This is a genomic window from Streptomyces griseus (genome assembly GCF_900460065.1).
GTDB classification, from domain to species: Bacteria; Actinomycetota; Actinomycetes; order Streptomycetales; family Streptomycetaceae; genus Streptomyces; species Streptomyces griseus.
Genome location: NZ_UAVD01000002.1, coordinates 1 through 17,870, shown reverse-complemented (window position 1 = coordinate 17,870; position 17,870 = coordinate 1). Strand labels below are relative to the sequence as shown.

Annotated in this window: 11 protein-coding genes and 1 pseudogene; 5 read left to right on the top strand and 7 right to left on the bottom strand. The window is 71.6% G+C overall.

Annotated features, from left to right (window positions below):
• Position 1: 1 nt before the first annotated feature.
• Positions 2-1,222: an alginate lyase family protein gene (locus DTB53_RS00705; protein WP_012378978.1), complete on the bottom strand. Its 1,221-nt coding sequence runs from the start codon at positions 1,220-1,222 to the stop codon at positions 2-4.
• 231 nt (positions 1,223-1,453) lie between these two features.
• Positions 1,454-4,123 carry an alpha-glucan family phosphorylase gene (glgP, locus tag DTB53_RS00700; RefSeq protein WP_012378979.1) on the bottom strand — a complete coding sequence of 890 codons (2,670 nt, stop codon included), beginning with the start codon at positions 4,121-4,123 and terminating at the stop codon, positions 1,454-1,456.
• A 670-nt stretch (positions 4,124-4,793) separates the two neighbouring features.
• Between glgP and DTB53_RS00695 the strand changes: the two genes are divergently transcribed.
• The 4 genes from DTB53_RS00695 to glgB all read left to right on the top strand — a co-directional run bounded on the left by DTB53_RS00695 (position 4,794) and on the right by glgB (position 12,626).
• The gene (locus DTB53_RS00695; protein ID WP_042496087.1) at positions 4,794-6,812 is read left to right on the top strand and encodes an alpha-1,4-glucan--maltose-1-phosphate maltosyltransferase; all 2,019 of its coding nucleotides are present in this window, start codon (positions 4,794-4,796) and stop codon (positions 6,810-6,812) included.
• A complete protein-coding gene (treS, locus tag DTB53_RS00690) occupies positions 6,809-8,515 on the top strand; it encodes a maltose alpha-D-glucosyltransferase (RefSeq protein WP_003966184.1) in 1,707 nt (568 codons plus the stop codon). Before DTB53_RS00695 ends, treS begins: the two co-directional genes overlap by 4 nt.
• A 230-nt stretch (positions 8,516-8,745) precedes the next feature.
• The gene (locus DTB53_RS00685; protein WP_003966185.1) at positions 8,746-10,167 is read left to right on the top strand and encodes a maltokinase N-terminal cap-like domain-containing protein; all 1,422 of its coding nucleotides are present in this window, start codon (positions 8,746-8,748) and stop codon (positions 10,165-10,167) included.
• Positions 10,168-10,247: 80 nt separating this feature from the next.
• Positions 10,248-12,626, top strand: a complete 2,379-nt coding sequence (glgB, locus tag DTB53_RS00680) for a 1,4-alpha-glucan branching enzyme (RefSeq protein ID WP_012378981.1) — start codon at positions 10,248-10,250, stop codon at positions 12,624-12,626.
• A gap of 81 nt (positions 12,627-12,707) precedes the next feature.
• Here glgB and DTB53_RS00675 read toward each other — a convergent pair whose 3' ends face one another.
• From DTB53_RS00675 to DTB53_RS00655, 5 genes are all read right to left on the bottom strand, one after another.
• The gene (locus DTB53_RS00675) at positions 12,708-13,628 is read right to left on the bottom strand and encodes an NAD(P)-dependent oxidoreductase (protein ID WP_042498306.1); all 921 of its coding nucleotides are present in this window, start codon (positions 13,626-13,628) and stop codon (positions 12,708-12,710) included.
• A 126-nt stretch (positions 13,629-13,754) separates the two neighbouring features.
• On the bottom strand, positions 13,755-14,111 hold the full coding sequence (gene trxA, locus DTB53_RS00670; protein ID WP_012378983.1) for a thioredoxin: 357 nt from the start codon (positions 14,109-14,111) through the stop codon (positions 13,755-13,757).
• A complete protein-coding gene (locus DTB53_RS00665; RefSeq protein ID WP_003966189.1) occupies positions 14,108-14,518 on the bottom strand; it encodes a MerR family transcriptional regulator in 411 nt (136 codons plus the stop codon). Before DTB53_RS00665 ends, trxA begins: the two co-directional genes overlap by 4 nt.
• Before the next feature lie 133 nt (positions 14,519-14,651).
• Positions 14,652-15,935: an LAETG motif-containing sortase-dependent surface protein gene (locus DTB53_RS00660; RefSeq protein WP_012378984.1), complete on the bottom strand. Its 1,284-nt coding sequence runs from the start codon at positions 15,933-15,935 to the stop codon at positions 14,652-14,654.
• A gap of 243 nt (positions 15,936-16,178) precedes the next feature.
• Positions 16,179-17,543, bottom strand: a complete 1,365-nt coding sequence (locus DTB53_RS00655) for a C4-dicarboxylate transporter DctA (protein ID WP_012378985.1) — start codon at positions 17,541-17,543, stop codon at positions 16,179-16,181.
• 39 nt (positions 17,544-17,582) lie between these two features.
• On the opposite strand from DTB53_RS00655, the pseudogene DTB53_RS37925 reads away from it, so the two are divergent.
• Positions 17,583-17,870: pseudogene (locus DTB53_RS37925) on the top strand (hypothetical protein); the annotation flags it as partial.

Below are 17,870 nucleotides of genomic sequence, written 5' to 3'. Positions count from 1 at the left end.
CTCAGGCGGGGTTGTCCGCGTGGGTCAGGGTCTCCCAGGCGACGAAGAGGTTGTTCGATCCGGCGGGCCGCTGCCGCTCGGTCAACGTCTGCGTGTTGGTCATCGCGTGGCCGAGGCGGTTGGCGAGCGCGTTGAAGCCGACCTCGGTGACCGGCCCCAGATTGTCCTTGAGGGAGCCGCCGCAGAGCGAGGACGGCACGGGCGTGCCCAGCTGGTGCTTGGCGTGCAGCCCCATCGCGTGGCGCAGCCGGTCGGCGATCTCCGGGTAGAGGTCCTGGCCCTGGATGCGGCTGGTCTCGGCGATGTGGGAGATCGCGGAGAGGCCGTAGCCGGTGTGGGTCAGGTCCCGGCAGGTCTCCTGGGAGAGCCCGTCCATGAAGGTGGACTGCCCCTGCCAGTAGGTGACGACTTTCGCCCGGGTGTCGAGCCCGCTGCCGGGGGCGACCTTCGGCAGCGACCCGTCGGCAGTCACATAGATGTACGCCGGGACACGTCCGCGGAACTTGCCGACGGCCTTGTCGTAGGCCGCGCGGTCCTCCAGGAAGACCGCGATCCCGATCGCCGCCTCGGTCATGGACAGCTCCCAGTTGCCGTTGGAGTGGGAGCCGTTGGTGACCTCGGGAAGGTACACGTCGCGCAGCATCGTGCCGAAGCGGCCGGAGCCCGGCCAGCTGCTGTAGGTGTACTTGATGATCTCGGCGGCGCGCGGCCAGGAGGAGCCGGCCCAGCCGGTCTGGAGCGGCGCGTTGCTGTTCGTGTGGTCCCTGATGACGGCGGACCAGGCGTCCATGATCTGGATGGCCTTCTGCGCGTACCGGCTGTCCTGGGTGATGTACCAGGCCAGCGAGAGCGTGTACGCGGCGATGGCGTCCTCGCGCTCGTCGGTGCAGCCGTTGTTCGGGTTGGAGTAGGAGCCGCACTCGACGACGGCGCGCGGCTTGGCGGTGCGGGTCAGGGAGGCGTACTTGCTCCCCATCATCTGGTCGAAGGCGCTTTTCCAGGGCTGGGCGCCCGCCTGCACCCGGCCCCGGACGAAGTCCAGTTGGGGGCGGCTGACGAGGACGCCGGGATGGGTGAAGTCCGCCGGGGCGGCGGCCGGGGCGGGCGCCTTCGCCGGGGCCGGGGCCCTCTCCGCCAGGGCGGGTGCGGCGAGCGCCGTGGTGACCAGCGCGGCGAGCGCGGTGGCGGTGCCGAGAACGCGGGGGATGGTGCCGGTACGCATGGGGGGTGCCTTCCGGTGCGGTGGCGGTTCAACGGCCCGACCCGACGGAGCAGTTCACACATATGAACAACAGGTCGCATGATGAACCCTGGGATGAGTCAGGAACGTAAAGCCATTCCATGGACACGTCAAGGTTCTGTGTTCACTGCACGAAGGGACCCGCTCTCTGCCGACACGCGGGGGCCCGGCACCGCACGGGTGCCGGGCCCCCGGGTCCGCCCTGGCGGGCGCTCAGCGCAGCAGCACGCCCGCGCCCTCCCCCACCGCCTCGGCCGGCAGCGCGACCAGGCCCAGTTCGGCGCTGGAGGCCAGCAGCGGGTGGGCGGGCAGGACGCGCACGGTGTAGCCGTAGGGTCCCGTCCGGTCCAGAGCGAGCGGCCCCTCGTACAGCCAGCGGTCGTCCAGGTCCTGGCCGCCCACCGGCTTCAACGGGAAGGTCTGGGCGTCCGCGATGGCGTCGCCCGAATCGACCCGCCCCGCGACCACCTGGACCTCCACGTCGTCCGGCTCCAGGCCGCCGAGCGCGATCCTCGCCCGCAGCGCCAGGCTGGCGCCCAGCTCCGCCGAGCCGCCCGCCGCCGTGTCGCTCACCGACTCCACGTGGTCGACCGAGACCCCGCTCCAGGCCGCCCGTACCTTGCCCTTCCACCGGGCGAGGTCCCGCGCGGTCCCGGCGTCCAGGGCCCGCCGGGACCGCGCGGCGGGGGCGTACAGGCGCTCCACGTACTCGCGCACCATCCGCCCCGCGAGCACCCTCGGCCCCAGGCCCACCAGGGTGGAGCGGACCATCTCGATCCAGCGGTCGGGCAGCCCCCCGGCCCCCCGGTCGTAGAAGCGCGGGGCGACGCGGTCCTCGATCAGGGCGTACAGGGCGTTCGCCTCCAGCTCGTCGCGGCGGTCCTCGTCGACCGCCGAGCCGTCGGCGGTGGGGATCTCCCAGCCGAAGTCCGGATCGAACCACTCGTCCCACCAGCCGTCGCGCACCGACAGGTTGAGGCAGCCGTTCAGCGCGGCCTTCATCCCGCTCGTGCCGCAGGCCTCCAGCGGGCGCAGCGGGTTGTTGAGCCAGACGTCGCAGCCCGGGTAGAGCTTCTGGGCCATGCCCATGCCGTAGTCCGGGAGGAAGACGATGCGGTGGCGGACCCCCGCGTCGTCCGCGAACCGCACGAGCTCCTGCACCAGCCGCTTGCCGCCGTCGTCGGCGGGGTGCGCCTTGCCCGCCACGACGATCTGGATCGGCCGGGCCGGGTGCAGCAGCAGCGCCCGCAGCCGGTCGCGGTCGCGCAGCATCAGCGTGAGCCGCTTGTAGGAGGGGACGCGCCGGGCGAAGCCGATCGTCAGGACGTCCGGGTCGAGCACGCCGTCGATCCAGCCCAGTTCGGCGGTGCCGGCGCCACGCCGGCGCCAGGAGGCGTAGAGCCTGCGGCGGACCTCGGTGACCAACTGGCCGCGCAGTTCGCGGCGCAGGTCCCAGATCTCCTGGTCGCCGATGCCGGTCACCGCGTCCCAGCGGCGGGGGGTGCCGGTCCCCGCGGAGGCCTCGTCGGCCACCGGGCCGCCGGCCAGCACCTGGTGGGCGCGGCTTTCGCCGATCCGGCCCGCGCCGAGCCGGAACACCTCGGGGGCGACCCAGGTCGGTGCGTGGACCCCGTTGGTGACGGAGGTGATGGGCACCTCGGCGGGGTCGAAGCCCGGCCAGAGCCCGGAGAACATCTCCCGGCTGACGGCCCCGTGCAGGGTGGAGACGCCGTTGGCCCGCTGGGCCAGCCGGAGGCCCATCACCGCCATGTTGAACAGCTCCGGCTCACCGCCGGGGTAGGTCTCGGTGCCGAGCCGCAGGATCTTCTCCACGGCGACGCCGGGCAGTTCGCCGTCGTCACCGAAGTGGCGGGCGACGAGCCCCCGGTCGAAGCGGTCTATCCCGGCGGGCACCGGGGTGTGGGTGGTGAAGACCGTCCCGGCCCGGACCACTTCCAGGGCCGCGTCGAAGTCGAGCCCGGTGGGGATCAGTTCACGGATGCGCTCCAGGCCGATGAAGCCGGCGTGGCCCTCGTTGGTGTGGAACACCTCCGGCTCCGGCGTGCCGGTGAGCCGGCACCAGGTGCGCACCGCGCGCACCCCGCCGATGCCGAGCAGCATCTCCTGGAGGAGGCGGTGGTCGCTGCCGCCGCCGTACAGCCGGTCGGTGACGTCGCGTTCACCGGGGGCGTTCTCCTCGACGTCGGAGTCGAGGAGGAGCAGCGGCACCCGGCCGACCCGGGCCAGCCAGACGCACGCGTGCAGCGAGCGTCCGCCGGGCAGGGCCAGCACCACCCGGACGGGGGCGCCGTCGGCCTCGCGGACCAGGTCGAGCGGGAGCTCGTTGGGGTCGAGGACGGGATAGTGCTCCTGCTGCCAGCCCTCGCGCGAGAGGGTCTGGCGGAAGTAGCCGTGCCGGTAGAGCAGACCGACGCCGATGAGCGGGACACCGAGGTCGCTGGCGGCCTTGAGGTGGTCGCCGGCCAGGATGCCGAGGCCGCCGCTGTACTGGGGAAGTGCCGCGGTGACGCCGAATTCGGGTGAGAAGTAGGCGACCGCGGACGGCAGTTCCGCTCCGGCGGCCCGCTGCTCCTGGTACCAGCGGGGGCCGTTCAGATATTCGGCCAGATCGGCGGAGGCGTCGGCGAGGCGGCCGAGGTACTCCTCGTCCGCGGCCAGTTCGGCGAGCCGCCCGGCGGACAGCGAGCCGAGCAGGCGTACGGGGTCGGCGTCCGCGGGCCGCCAGCCCTCGGGGTCGGCGGACCGGAAGAGTTCACGGGTCTCGGTGTGCCAGGACCAGCGCAGATTGTGCGCGAGGTCGTGGAGAGGTCGGAGGGGTTCGGGGAGGACAGGACGCACGGTGAATCGACGAATGGCCTTCACGTACTCCACCTTTACAGGGGACTTGCGCATCCGGGCGGACGCACCACGGTGTGCGTCCCTTCCGTCACCCCTGAAGGTAGCGGCCGTCCGTGGCGGCCTGCCACGGCGCGCGGACGGCGCGCGAGGTCCCGCCGGGGCCGGTGCGCGCCACCCCTCGGCCACACCTCACGCCCCGCCCGTGACCCCCCGTCACTCCACTTACCTGGCGGTTTGGCCGATTTCACCCCGTACACAGCCTTGTGGACCTCTCTGTCAGAGGGAAGGCTGCCGTGTGGCGCCGCAGAGCGGGTATCCGGAACCCGTGGGGGCGCTTCGGGCTTCCCCACGGGTTGTCCCGCGGTTCCCGGCGGGCGGTCGACTACGACCGAGTAGTTAACACAGCGCCGGATTTCCCACCCGCGGACGCGGGGAAGGCTTCCCCGGTACGCGGCACGACCCGGCCCGCAGACGTTCTCCGTGCATCCAGAAACATGCACGAAACCCCCGCGACCCACCCATTCGAGTGCCATTCGAGTGAACGCGGACAGGAGCGGCCATGCCCACAGCCCGTCAGCAGACTGCTGAGCAGTTACAAAGGACAGATCCCCGTCCTCGCGGCACACGCGGTCGGTCCTCCGCGCCCGTGCCGTCCCCCGTGCACGCCGAGCTCCTCCAGCCCTCAGGTGATTCCATGATCGGTCGTATCCCCGTCCTGGACGTCCGTCCTCTCGTCGACTGCGGCAGACGGGCGGCGAAGGCCGTCACCGGTGAGACCTTCCAGGTCAGCGCCACCGTCTTCCGTGAAGGCCATGACGCGGTGGCCGCCAATGTCGTGCTGCGCGACCCGAGCGGCCGGGTCGGGCCGTGGACCCCGATGCGCGAGCTGGCCCAGGGCACGGACCGGTGGGGGGCCGATGTCACGCCGACCTCCGAGGGCCGCTGGACCTACACGGTGGAGGCCTGGAGCGATCCGGTCGCCACCTGGCGGCACCACGCCGCGATCAAGATCCCGGCGGGCATCGACACGGAGCTGGTGCTGGCCGAGGGCGCGGCGCTGCTGGAGCGGGCGGCGGCGGGGGTCCCGAAGAAGCACGGCCGCGAGGCGGTGCTCGCGGCCGTGGACGCGCTGCGCGACACCGCCCACCCGGCCGAGGCCCGGCTGGCGGCGGCCCTGACCCCGGCCGCCGACGCCGTGCTGGCCCGCTATCCGCTGCGCGAACTGGTCACCCGCTCCAAGCCGCTGGCGGTGCGGGTGGAGCGCGAACGGGCGCTGTTCGGGTCCTGGTACGAGCTGTTCCCCCGCTCGGAGGGTGCGCGGGAGGTACCGGTGGATCCGGCGGACACCTCGCCGGACGCGCCGACCCGGCTGGTCAGCGGCACCTTCCGGACGGCCGCCGAGCGGCTGCCCGCGGTCGCCGCGATGGGGTTCGACGTGGTGTACCTGCCGCCGGTCCACCCGATCGGGACGACCCACCGCAAGGGCCCGGACAACACCCTGACGCCCGGGGAGCACGACCCCGGCGTGCCGTGGGCGATCGGTTCGCCGGACGGCGGGCACGACGCGGTCCACCCGGAGCTCGGGACGCTGGAGGACTTCGACCACTTCGTGGAGGTGGCCCGCAATCTGCGGATGGAGATCGCGCTGGACTTCGCGCTCCAGTGCTCGCCGGACCACCCCTGGGTCAAGGAGCACCCGGACTGGTTCCACCACCGCCCCGACGGTTCGATCGCGTACGCCGAGAACCCCCCGAAGAAGTACCAGGACATCTATCCGATCGCCTTCGACAAGGACATGCGCGGTCTGGTCGCGGAGACCGTGCGGATCCTGCGCTTCTGGATGGACCACGGGGTGCGGATCTTCCGGGTCGACAACCCGCACACCAAGCCGGTGGTCTTCTGGGAGAAGGTCATCGAGGAGGTCAACGGCGCCGACCCCGACGTGGTCTTCCTCGCGGAGGCGTTCACCCGCCCGGCCATGATGCACACCCTGGGCGCCATCGGCTTCCAGCAGTCGTACACGTACTTCACCTGGCGCAACACCAAGCACGAACTGACGGAGTACGTCACGGAGCTGGCCGGCGACGCCGCCGCGTACATGCGGCCGAACTTCTTCGTGAACACCCCCGACATCCTTCCCGGCTACCTCCAGGAAGGCGGTCGCCCGGCCTTCGAGGCACGGGCGGTGCTGGCCGCGACACTGGCCCCCTCCTGGGGGGTGTACGCGGGATTCGAGCTGTGCGAGAACACCCCGGCCAAGCCGGGGAGCGAGGAGTACCTGCACTCGGAGAAGTACGAACTGCGCCCGAGGGACTGGGAGTCGGCGGAACGCGAGGGCCGCACGCTCACCCCTCTGATCACCTCGCTCAACCGGATCCGCCGGCGTAACCCCGCTCTGCGGCAGCTGCGCGACGTCCACTTCCACCACACCGACAACGAAGCGCTGATCGCCTACAGCAAGCGCTCCGGTACGAACACCGTTCTGGTGGTCGTGAACCTCGACCCGCACCACACCCAGGAGGCCACGGTCTCGTTGGACATGGAGCGGCTCGGCCTGCCATGGCACGAGCGCGTACCGGTGCGCGACGAGCTCACCGGCGACACCTACCACTGGGGCAGGACCTTCTATGTGCGCCTGAAGCCGGGCATCTCGCCCGCGCACATCGCCGTCCTGCGACCGTCCCCGCCGACCGGAGGGTCACCCACACCATGATCGTCAATGAGCCTGTCCACGACACGTTCGAGGACACTCCCGCCAAGGACCGCGATCCCGACTGGTTCAAGCGCGCCGTCTTCTACGAGGTGCTCGTCCGGTCCTTCCAGGACTCCAACGGCGACGGAATCGGCGACCTCAAGGGCATCACCGCCAAGCTGGACTATCTCCAGTGGCTCGGCGTGGACTGCCTCTGGCTGCCGCCGTTCTTCAAGTCGCCGCTGCGCGACGGGGGCTACGACGTCTCCGACTACACCGCCGTCCTGCCGGAGTTCGGCGACCTCGCCGACTTCGTGGAGTTCGTGGACGCCTCGCACCAGCGCGGCATGCGCGTCATCATCGACTTCGTCATGAACCACACCAGCGATCAGCACGAGTGGTTCCAGCAGTCCCGCACCGACCCCGACGGGCCGTACGGCGACTACTACGTCTGGGCGGACGACGACAAGCAGTTCCAGGACGCCCGGATCATCTTCGTCGACACCGAGACGTCCAACTGGACCTTCGACCCGGTCCGCAAGCAGTACTACTGGCACCGCTTCTTCTCGCACCAGCCGGACCTCAACTACGAGAACCCGGCGGTGCAGGAGGAGATCCTGGCGGCCCTGCGCTTCTGGCTGGACCTGGGCATCGACGGCTTCCGGGTGGACGCGGTGCCCTACCTCTACCAGCGCGAGGGCACCAACTGCGAGAACCTCCCCGAGACCCACCACTTCCTCAAGCGGGTCCGCAAGGAGATCGACGCCAACTACCCGGACACCGTGCTGCTCGCCGAGGCCAACCAGTGGCCGGAGGACGTCGTCGACTACTTCGGCGACTACGAGCAGGGCGGGGACGAATGCCACATGGCGTTCCACTTCCCCGTCATGCCGCGGATCTTCATGGCGGTGCGCCGCGAGAGCCGCTACCCGGTCTCCGAGATCCTGGCCAAGACCCCGGAGATCCCGAAGAACTGCCAGTGGGGCATCTTCCTGCGCAACCACGACGAGCTGACCCTCGAAATGGTCACGGACGAAGAACGCGACTACATGTACGCGGAGTACGCCAAGGACCCGCGGATGCGCGCCAACATCGGCATCCGCAGGCGGCTCGCCCCCCTGCTGGACAACGACCGCAACCAGATCGAGCTGTTCACCGCCCTGCTGCTGTCGCTGCCCGGTTCCCCGATCCTCTACTACGGGGACGAGATCGGGATGGGCGACAACATCTGGCTGGGCGACCGGGACGCGGTGCGCACCCCGATGCAGTGGACGCCCGACCGCAACGCCGGGTTCTCCTCCAGCGATCCGGGGCGGCTCTACCTCCCCACGATCATGGACCCGGTCTACGGCTACCAGGTCACCAACGTCGAGGCGTCGATGGCCTCGCCGTCCTCGCTGCTGCACTGGACCCGCCGGATGATCGAGATCCGCAAGCAGAACCCCGCCTTCGGTCTCGGCGAGTACACCGAACTGCCCTCGTCCAACCCGGCGGTGCTGGCGTTCACCCGCGAGTACAAGGACGATCTCGTCCTGTGCGTCCACAACTTCTCTCGGTTCGCGCAGCCGACGGAGTTGGACCTGCGATCGTTCAACGGACGTCATCCGGTGGAATTGATCGGCGGGGTACGCTTCCCGGCGATCGGCCAGTGGCCCTACCTGCTCACCCTCGCGGGTCACGGCTTCTACTGGTTCCGGCTGCGCAAGGACGCGCCGCCCGCCTGAGTCCGCCGGCCCCGTGGGGGTCGGTTTCCGCCGACCCGCACGGGGCACCCTGACCCCAAGGAAAGGCCCTGGGCCTTCACCGCTCCGGCGCCTTCGGCCTTCACCGTTCCGCCGTTCGAGTCCGTAGAGACGCTCCTGACCCGACACGTCCCGCACAGCCGGACAGCCATTGCCGCAATCCGGGACACTCTTCGCATCCTGTGGTGTGCCCGGGGAAAGGACGCGATGCCATGTCGGAGGCTGCATCCACTCACGTCGCCCTGGCGAAGAGCACGAGGAACAGCGCAACGGCCCGAATGGCGAAGGACGGGGACCTGCTCCCGTCCCTCGCCCCACTGCTCCACGCCTGGCTGCCCCGGCAGCGGTGGTTCGCCGGGAAGGGCAGGCCGGTCACCGGCTTCTCCCTGGTCTCGGCCACCGAGATGCTGCCGCTGGACGGCACGGCGGGACCGGGGCTGCTGCACCTGCTGGTGCGGGCCGAGCAGCCCGCCCGGCAGGGCCGGCCGGCCGAGGACTGCTACCAGCTTCTCCTGGGCGCAAGAACGTCACTGCCACCGCTCCTCGCGGGCGCCCTGATCGGCCGGGTCGACCGGGGCCCGCTCGCCGGACGGGCCGTCTACGACGCGCTGCACGACCCGCGGCTGGCCGATCTGCTGCTGGAACGCCTCCGCCGCCCCGGGAGCCTCGGCTCGCTGCGCTTCGAGCGGACCGCCGCGATCCCGGCCGGGCTCGCGCCCCGGGTGCTGGACGCCGAACAGTCCAACTCCTCGCTCGTCTACGGGGACGCGTACATCCTCAAGATCTTCCGGCGCGTCTTCCCGGGCACCAACCCGGACCTGGAACTGCCGCTCGCCCTCAGCGGCGAGGGGTGCGAGCGGGTCCCGGCCCCGGTCGCCTGGTTCGAGGCGCCGGGACCCGAACCGCTCACCCTCGGTGTCCTCCAGCCCTTCCTGCACGGCGCGCGGGACGGCTGGCAGCTCGCGCTGGGCGCGCTCGCCGCGGGCCGCGACTTCCTCACCGAGGCCCGGGCGCTGGGCCGGGCCACCGCCGAGGTGCACACCGCGCTCGCCGCCGCGCTGCCGACCCCGGCGTTGCGCGGCACCCAGACCCGGCAGCTCGTCGCCGAGATGACCCGCCGGCTGGAGGCCGCCGCCGAGGCGGTCCCGGCGCTCGTGCCGTACGTCCCGGGGCTGCGCGCCGCGTTCGAGGCGGTGACGGACCTCGGGGTCCGGGGCAGCGGCTGGACACAGCAGCGGGTGCACGGCGACCTCCACCTCGGACAGACGCTGCGCTCCCCCGACGGGTTCTGGTCGCTGATCGACTTCGAGGGGGAACCGGCCCGCCCGCTGCCGGAGCGCCGCATGCCCGCGCCGACGGTCCGCGATGTCGCGGGGATGCTCCGGTCCTTCGACTACGCGGCCCGCTCGCACCGCCCGTGGAACCCGGAGTGGGCGGCCCGCTGCCGTGCCGCCTACTGCGAGGGCTACGCGCAGGAGTCCGGCAGCGACCCGCGCGGCGAACCGGAGCTGCTGCGCGCCCATGAGACCGACAAGGCCGTGTACGAGGTGCTGTACGAGGCCCGGCACCGCCCCGACTGGCTGCCGGTCCCGATGGCGGCCATCCAGCGACTGGCCCAGTCAGCGGCGGCCTGAGCCGCCCTCCCCGTTCCTCCCCCGCACCTCCGCTCCACCCCGCGCTCCTTCCCCCTTCACCCTCCGAGGAGGCAGTCCCCGTGACCGCCCGCAAGCCGTCCCGCAAGGGATCCCGCAAGACCGCCGAACCGCCCGTCGAGATCCCCGTCGAGGCGTCCGTCGACGTGGCGGCTGCGCCCGCGACCGCCTCGACCACCACGAAGGCCGCGCGTGCCGGGCGGGCCAGGCCCCGGCCCGCCGACGCGGGGCCGCCGCGCCCCCGGGCCGGGGACGGCCAGGGCGCCCGCCCCGCGCCGGCCCTGGACGGCGCGGACCGCGGCCGGCTGCTGGCCGGCGACCACCACGCGCCGCACGACGTGCTCGGCGCCCACCCGATCCCCGGCGGCGTGCTGGTACGGGCGCTGCGGCCGTTCGCCAGGTCGGTCACGGTGCTGGCGACCGGGCTGCGGGCCGAACTGCACGAGGACGGCGACGGCTTCTTCTCCGGCGTGCTCCCGGTGCCGGAGGTCCCCGCGTACCGGCTGGAAGTGGCGTACGACGACAACACCATCGAGGTGGAGGACGCGTACCGCTTCTGGCCCGCGATCGGGGAGCTCGATCTGCACCTGATCGGCGAGGGCCGGCACGAGGAGCTGTGGCGGGCGCTCGGCGCGGAGCCGATGGAGCACCAGGGCGTTTCCGGCACCCGGTTCACCCTCTGGGCGCCGAACGCCCGCGGGGTGCGGGTCACCGGTGACTTCAACTACTGGGACGGCACGGGCTACCCGATGCGTTCGCTCGGCTCGACCGGGGTGTGGGAGCTGTTCCTGCCCGGGGTCGGCGAGGGCGCCCTGTACAAGTACGACGTCTGCCGCCCGGACGGTTCGCACACGGTGCGGGCCGACCCGATGGCCCGGCGCACCGAGGTGCCGCCCGCGACCGCCTCGGTCGTCACCGCGTCGCACCACGTGTGGCAGGACGCCGACTGGATGGCGCACCGGGGCGACCGGCCGGTGCACGAGGCCCCGTTCTCCGTGTACGAGGTGCATCTCGCCTCCTGGCGGCCGGGCTTGACGTACCGTCAGCTCGCCGAGCAGCTGCCCGCGTACGTCAAGGACCTCGGGTTCACGCACGTCGAGCTGATGCCGGTCTCCGAGCACCCCTTCGGCGGCTCCTGGGGCTATCAGGTCACCGGGTTCTACGCGCCGACGTCGCGGATGGGCACCCCGGACGACTTCCGCTTCCTCGTCGACGCCCTGCACCGGGCGGGTATCGGCGTCATCATGGACTGGGTCCCGGCCCATTTCCCGCGCGACGACTGGGCGTTGGCCGAGTTCGACGGGCGTCCGCTGTACGAGCACGCCGACCCGCGGCGCGCGGCGCACCCGGACTGGGGGACGCTGGAGTTCGACTACGGCCGCACCGAGGTCCGCAACTTCCTCGTCGCCAACGCCACCTACTGGTGCGAGGAGTTCCACATCGACGGGCTGCGGGTCGACGCGGTCGCCTCGATGCTCTACCTCGACTACTCCCGCGAGGAAGGCCAGTGGTCGCCCAACGAGTTCGGCGGCCGGGAGAACCTGGACGCGGTCGCCTTCCTCCAGGAGATGAACGCGACCGTCTACCGGCGCAACCCGGGCGTCGTCACGATCGCCGAGGAGTCCACCGCCTGGGACGGTGTCACCCGGCCCACCGACAGCGGCGGCCTGGGCTTCGGGCTGAAGTGGAACATGGGCTGGATGCACGACTCGCTCCAGTACGTCGCCAAGGAGCCGGTCCACCGCAAGTACCACCACAACGAGATGACGTTCTCGATGGTGTACGCCTACAGCGAGAACTACGTGCTGCCGATCTCGCACGACGAGGTGGTGCACGGCAAGCAGGCGCTGGTGAGCAAGATGCCCGGCGACTGGTGGCAGCGGCGTGCCAACCACCGCGCCTACCTGGGCTTCATGTGGGCCCATCCCGGCAAGCAGCTCCTGTTCATGGGCCAGGAGTTCGCCCAGGGCGCGGAGTGGTCCGAGGGGCACGGGCCGGACTGGTGGCTGCTGGACCCGTCCTACGAGGCGTCCGGCGACCACCGCGGGGTGCGGACCCTGGTGGGCGATCTGAACGCGGTGTACGGGGCGGTGCCCGCGCTGTGGCAGCGGGACACCGTTCCGGAGGGGTTCAGCTGGGTGGACGGCGGGGCGGCCGAGGACAACGTGTTCGCGTTCCTGCGGTACGACGCGGACGGCTCCCCGCTGCTGGCGGTCTCGCACTTCTCCCCGGCGGTCCGCGCCGACTACCGCCTCGGGGTGCCGGAGACCGGCGCCGAGGGCTGGGTGGAGGTCCTGAACACCGACGCGGCCCGGTACGGCGGCGGGGACGTGCGCAACGAGGAGCCGCTGAAGGCGGAGGCGGTGCCCGCGCACGGCCGGCCGTGCAGCGTCTCGCTCACGCTGCCGCCGCTGGCGACGGTGTGGTTCCGCCCGGCGTAGCCCGTACGGGCCGGTGAACGGCCGGGGCCGGTACCGCGTGGCTCACGACGCGGTACCGGCCCCTCCCCCGTTTCCGGCGGATCAGTGGCCGGCGGCCATCACCTCGACGATGCTCGACCAGGAGTCGGGGCCGTGGCCCTCGGCGATGGCCCGGTCGGTGACGCCCTTGAGAGCGGCGAGCTGCGAGACGTCCAGGCCGCGGTCCTTCGCGGTGTGCAGGATGTGGTCGACGCTGGCCGCCATCATGGCGAGGTTGGCGCCCTCGCTCGCGTACGAACGCGTGTCGACGTGCTTCGCCGTGTACGCGGCGATCGGCGGCAGGATGCCCGCGATCGTGTTGAGGTACGGGGCGAGCGACGCGCCGTCGATGCCCTCCGCGCGGGCCAGCGCGAAGGCGTGGACGAGGCCGCCCATGGCGCCGTAGAAGAAGTCCAGCACGGCCATGTCGTAGGCGGCGGCGAGCCCGGGGTCCTCGCCGAGGAAGGTCGCGGGCTCGCCGAGCGCCTTGAGGCTCGACTCGTGCGCCTCGAACGCGGCCCGGTCGCCGGAGTGGAACACCAGGGCCTGGGCCGAGCCGACCACGTCGACCGGCACCATGATCGCCCCGTCGAGGTAGGCCAGGGAGTGCTTCTCGGCCCAGGCGGCGGCCTGCCGCGAGCGGGCCGGGGTGTCCGAGGTGAGGTTGACCAGGACCCGCCCCTCCAGCGCCCCGGCCAGCGGTTCCAGGACCGCGTCGGAGGCGTCGTAGTCGACGAGGCAGACCACGACGAGTCCGCTCGCCCGCACGGCCTCCTCGGCGGACGCGGCCCGCACCGCGCCCAGGGAGACGACGTCCTCCCCCTTCCCGGGAGAACGGTTCCAGACGGTGGTGGGGTGGCCGGCGGCCACGAAGGCGCGGGCCAGGGAGCTGCCCATGTCGCCGAGGCCGAGGACCGTGACGGGGGCGGGGGTGACGGGGGTGGTGGCGGAGGTGGGACCGGTGGTCGTGTTCGCTGACGTCATGAGGACCATGCTGGGCGGGCGAACAGCGTCCGACCAGAACCCACTTGACTGTCAGATACGCACTTTCGGGAAAGCGTGCAGGTCGGTGCGGTCCGGTGGTCGGCGGGTTTTCGGGGGACGGCGCGGTCAGGGACGGTTTCGACCGACCGGGGCGAGGACGTCCTCCAGCTCCTTGAGGAGTCTCCGCTTCGGCCGGGCGCCGACGATCGACTTCACCGGCTCGCCGGCCCGGAAGACCATCAGGGTGGGTGTCGCCAGCACGCCGTACCGGAGGGTGATCCCGGGTTCGCGGTCGACGTCGAGCTGGACGACCCTGATCCGGTCGGCCTCCTCGTGGGCGATCTCTCGCAGCACGGGGGCGAGTTGGCGGCAGGGGCCGCACCAGTCGGCGGTGAACTTCACCAGCACGGGCAGCGCCGATCGCACCACCTCCGCCTCGAAGGTCTCCTCGGTGACGTCGGTGACGCCTTCGGTCCGGATCATGGGTGTCCTCCCAGTTCGCAGCGGGGCTCCGGTCCACCGGGCAGGGCGGCCGACGCCTCCAGTTCGGCTCGGGCGAGCTGTGCGCCGACCTCGGCGCGCACCGTGGTGAGCCGGCCGATCAGCGCGTCCAGTTCACCGAGTTTGCGCCGGTAGACGGCGAGCGAGGCGGGGCAGGAGTCCCCGGCCGGGTGGCCGGCGCGCAGGCAGTCGACGAAGGGCCTGGTCTCCTCCAGGTCGAACCCGAAGTCCTGAAGGGTCCGGATCTGCTGGAGGAGACGCAGGTCGTCCTCGTCGTAGCTGCGGTAGCCGTTCTCCGCGCGCCGCGCGGGCAGCAGTCCGCGCGACTCGTAGTAGCGGAGCGTCCGCGTCGTCGTCCCGGCCTGTTCGGCCAGCTCCCCGATTCGCATGGGACGAACGTATTCCTTGACGCCGACGTCAACGCAAGGGCGTCGGCGTCGGCGTCGGGCCGGGGTGTCCGCGTCGGTTCAGGCCGTCGGCTTCGCGTCCCGGGCCCGGCCTGGTCCGGGGCGGATCGTGTCGTCAGTTGGCGAGGGCCGCCGCCCGCCGGCGCACGGCCCAGACGATGCCGCCGCCCGCGGCGAGCGCGGCGGTCGCCATGCCGAGGAGCGGCGCGGTGGAGTCCGAGCCGGTCGCGGCGAGGTTGCCGCCGGCCGTCTGCGGGTTCGCGCCGCCGGCCGTCGAGCCGCCCGAGTCGGCGGAGCCGCCGGCGGTGGTCGTGGAGCCGGTGGAACCGGAGCCGCCGTTGGCGGATCCCCCGTCCGAGCCACCCGTACCGCCGGTGGAACCGCCGGAACCGGTGGAGCCCGAGGTGTCCGATTCCTTGCCGGTGTCGATCACGATCTGCGCGGTGTCATTGGCCGCGTTCCGGTCGAAGGGGCGCTCCTGGCCGCTGAAGGAGACCTCGCCGGTGGTGCGGCCGACCGCCTTGTCGATGCGCAGGACGAAGGGGTAGCTCTCGCCGCCGTCCACGTCGACCCAGGACTGGGAGGTGCCGCAGCGGTAGTGGGTCTTGGTGATCGCCTCGCAGAAGTCGTACGGCTTGACGACGGAGGTGCCCTTCGGGATGCGGACGTCGACCGTGGTGACGCTCTCGTCGGGGAGCCCCTGGACGCGGGCGGGGCCCTTGTTGGCGAACTTCACCGTCGCGGTGACCTTCTCGCCGACCTTCCCCCGCTTCTCGTCGCCGGTCAGGGCGAAGTCCGCGGTGTTCGCGGCGGTGACGTCCGCCCTGGCGTACGCATCGGGGTGGTTCGTCCGGTCGGCGTCGGTGGCCGGGCCCTTCTCGACCAGGGTGAGCGGGTCACCGGTCCCGGGCACCGGCTCGGTGGAGCCCCCGTCGTCCGGGCCGGGCTCGTGCACGCCGATCGACACCCGCAGGTTGTCCCGGAACGCGGAGTCGAGCGCCTTGAGCGAGACGGGCTTCGCCGTGCCGTAGACCACGCCGGGCTTCAGCGGCTGGTCGATCTTGCAGGAGGCGACGTTCGACGCGGGCATCTCGTCGTAGGAGCCGATGGTGTAGTAGGTGCAGTTCTTGTGCGTCTCCTCCGCCTTCAGGCCCGGCGACACGGCGTACGTCACCCAGGCCTCGGGAACCTCCGCCGTCCCCTTGTTGAGGAAGGTCAGCGGGGTGGAGAAGGAACTTCCGGGCTGGAGCCCCTCGACCGGCGCGATCGTTCCGACACCGAGGTCGGGCTCCGGGTCGGCGGCGAGCGCCGGTACGGCGCCCAGCGCCACCAGCGCTGCGGCGGCCACGGCGGCGGTCCCGCCGCGCAGGGTACGGCTGCGGGAAGGGGGGATGCGCATGGGAGTCCTTCGGTCGTGGGGCTCGTGGGCGGACTGCGTCGTCTCACCTCTACTGCGGTCCTTACACCCTCAAGACCGGTGCCGGACGGTGGAGGTTGTGCCGAACGGACCGGTCGTGACAGAACACGGACACAAGGCACCAGTACCGGACACGGGCCGAGAACACCCGTACCGGGGGATACGGGTGTTCTCGGGTGGGGGGCGCCGCGGTGGCTGTGGGGGAATGTGCGGACGCGGCGGGCGTCAGACCTTCGCGGGCTGTCCGGCGTCCTCGCGCTGCTCGGGGACGCTTTCCGGGCCGCCCGCCGGGGCGTGGTCGTCGACGAGGGTCTTCTCGTCGAACGGGACCCGGCCGGCCAGCACCTCGTCGACCCGGCTCTTGTCGATCTCCTTGGTCCAGTGGCCGACGAGCACCGTGGCGACCGCGTTGCCGGCGAAGTTGGTCAGTGCGCGGGCCTCGCTCATGAAGCGGTCGATGCCGACGATCAGGCCGACGCCGTCGACCAGTTCGGGGCGGTGCGACTGGAGGCCGCCGGCCAGGGTCGCCAGACCCGCGCCGGTCACGCCCGCCGCGCCCTTCGAGGCGATGACCATGAAGATGAGCAGCGAGATCTGCTCGCTCGCGCTCAGCGGGTCGCCCATCGCGTTGGCGATGAACAGCGAGGACATCGTGAGGTAGATCGCGGTGCCGTCGAGGTTGAAGGAGTAGCCGGTCGGCACGGTGATGCCGACGACGGGCTTGCTGACGCCCAGGTGCTCCATCTTCGCGATGAGCCGCGGCAGGGCCGACTCGGAGGAGGAGGTGGACAGGATGAGCAGGAACTCGCGGCCCAGGTACTTCAGCAGCGAGAACAGGTTGACGCCGGCGACCAGGCGCAGGATCGCGCCGAGCACCACGAAGACGAACAGCGCGCAGGTGACGTAGAAGCCGATCATGATGATCGCCAGGGACTTCAGGGCGTCGAGGCCGGTCTCGCCGACCACCGCGGCGATCGCGCCGAACGCGCCGACCGGGGCGGCCCACATGATCATGGCGAGGATGCGGAAGACGAGGCGCTGGATGTGGGTGATGCCGCGGATGATCGGCTCGCCGGTCGAGCCCATCGCCTGGAGCGCGAAGCCCGCGAGCAGCGCGACCAGCAGGGTCTGGAGGACCTCGCCCGCGGTGAAGGCGGAGACGATCGTGGTCGGGATGATGCCGAGCAGGAAGTCCACGGTGGACTCGCTCGCACCCGACGCCTGCGCCTCGCCGGCGGCCCGCGCCTGCTCGGTGATGTGGAGGGTGGAGCCCGGCTCCAGGACGTTGCCCACGAGCAGCCCGATGGCGAGGGCCACGGTCGACATGACCAGGAAGTAGCCCAGCGCCAGACCGCCGACCGCGCCGACCTTGGCGGCCTTGCGGACCGAGCCGACGCCCAGGACGATCGTGCAGAAGATGATCGGCGAGATCATCATCTTGATCAGGTTCACGAAGCCGGCGCCGATGGGCTTCAGCTCGACGGCCACCCCGGGGGCCGCGAAGCCCACCAGGATGCCGAGCGCCACGGCGGCGATCACGGCGATGTACAGGTAGTGGGTGCGGTCCCGTTGTTTGGCTGCCACAGCCATGGTGGGGCTCCTCGGCTCGGTGGGCTTGCGCCCCCGTCCCTGGGGGCTTCGGCGACTATCCACCGCCCTGTGACCCCGGTCACCCTTGCGTTCATATCGTTCACAGTCACTTTCCGGCCACTCCGAGCGCGCCCGGCGGAGCCAGGCAGACTGTGGGGTATGCGCCTGACCCGTACCCTCCCCCGCTCCCTGGCGGGCCAGCTGTTCGCCATGCAGGTCGTGCTCATCGCCGCGGTGGTGGCCGGGTGCGCCGTCTTCGCGTACGTCTCGGGCAGCGCGCAGGCCGAGGAGACGGCCGCCCGGCAGGTGCGGGTGGCGGCGCTGGCG

What these genes read in the sequence shown, in the direction of transcription:
- trxA (WP_012378983.1), bottom strand. Translation starts at nt 14,111, where the DNA reads ATGATCCGGACCGAAGGCGTCACCGACGTCACCGAGGAGACCTTCGAG.
- DTB53_RS00655 (WP_012378985.1), bottom strand. Translation starts at nt 17,543, where the DNA reads ATGGCTGTGGCAGCCAAACAACGGGACCGCACCCACTACCTGTACATC.
- DTB53_RS00665 (WP_003966189.1), bottom strand. Translation starts at nt 14,518, where the DNA reads ATGCGAATCGGGGAGCTGGCCGAACAGGCCGGGACGACGACGCGGACG.
- DTB53_RS00675 (WP_042498306.1), bottom strand. Translation starts at nt 13,628, where the DNA reads ATGACGTCAGCGAACACGACCACCGGTCCCACCTCCGCCACCACCCCC.
- treS (WP_003966184.1), top strand. Translation starts at nt 6,809, where the DNA reads ATGATCGTCAATGAGCCTGTCCACGACACGTTCGAGGACACTCCCGCC.
- DTB53_RS00695 (WP_042496087.1), top strand. Translation starts at nt 4,794, where the DNA reads ATGATCGGTCGTATCCCCGTCCTGGACGTCCGTCCTCTCGTCGACTGC.
- DTB53_RS00705 (WP_012378978.1), bottom strand. Translation starts at nt 1,222, where the DNA reads ATGCGTACCGGCACCATCCCCCGCGTTCTCGGCACCGCCACCGCGCTC.
- DTB53_RS00660 (WP_012378984.1), bottom strand. Translation starts at nt 15,935, where the DNA reads ATGCGCATCCCCCCTTCCCGCAGCCGTACCCTGCGCGGCGGGACCGCC.
- DTB53_RS00685 (WP_003966185.1), top strand. Translation starts at nt 8,746, where the DNA reads ATGTCGGAGGCTGCATCCACTCACGTCGCCCTGGCGAAGAGCACGAGG.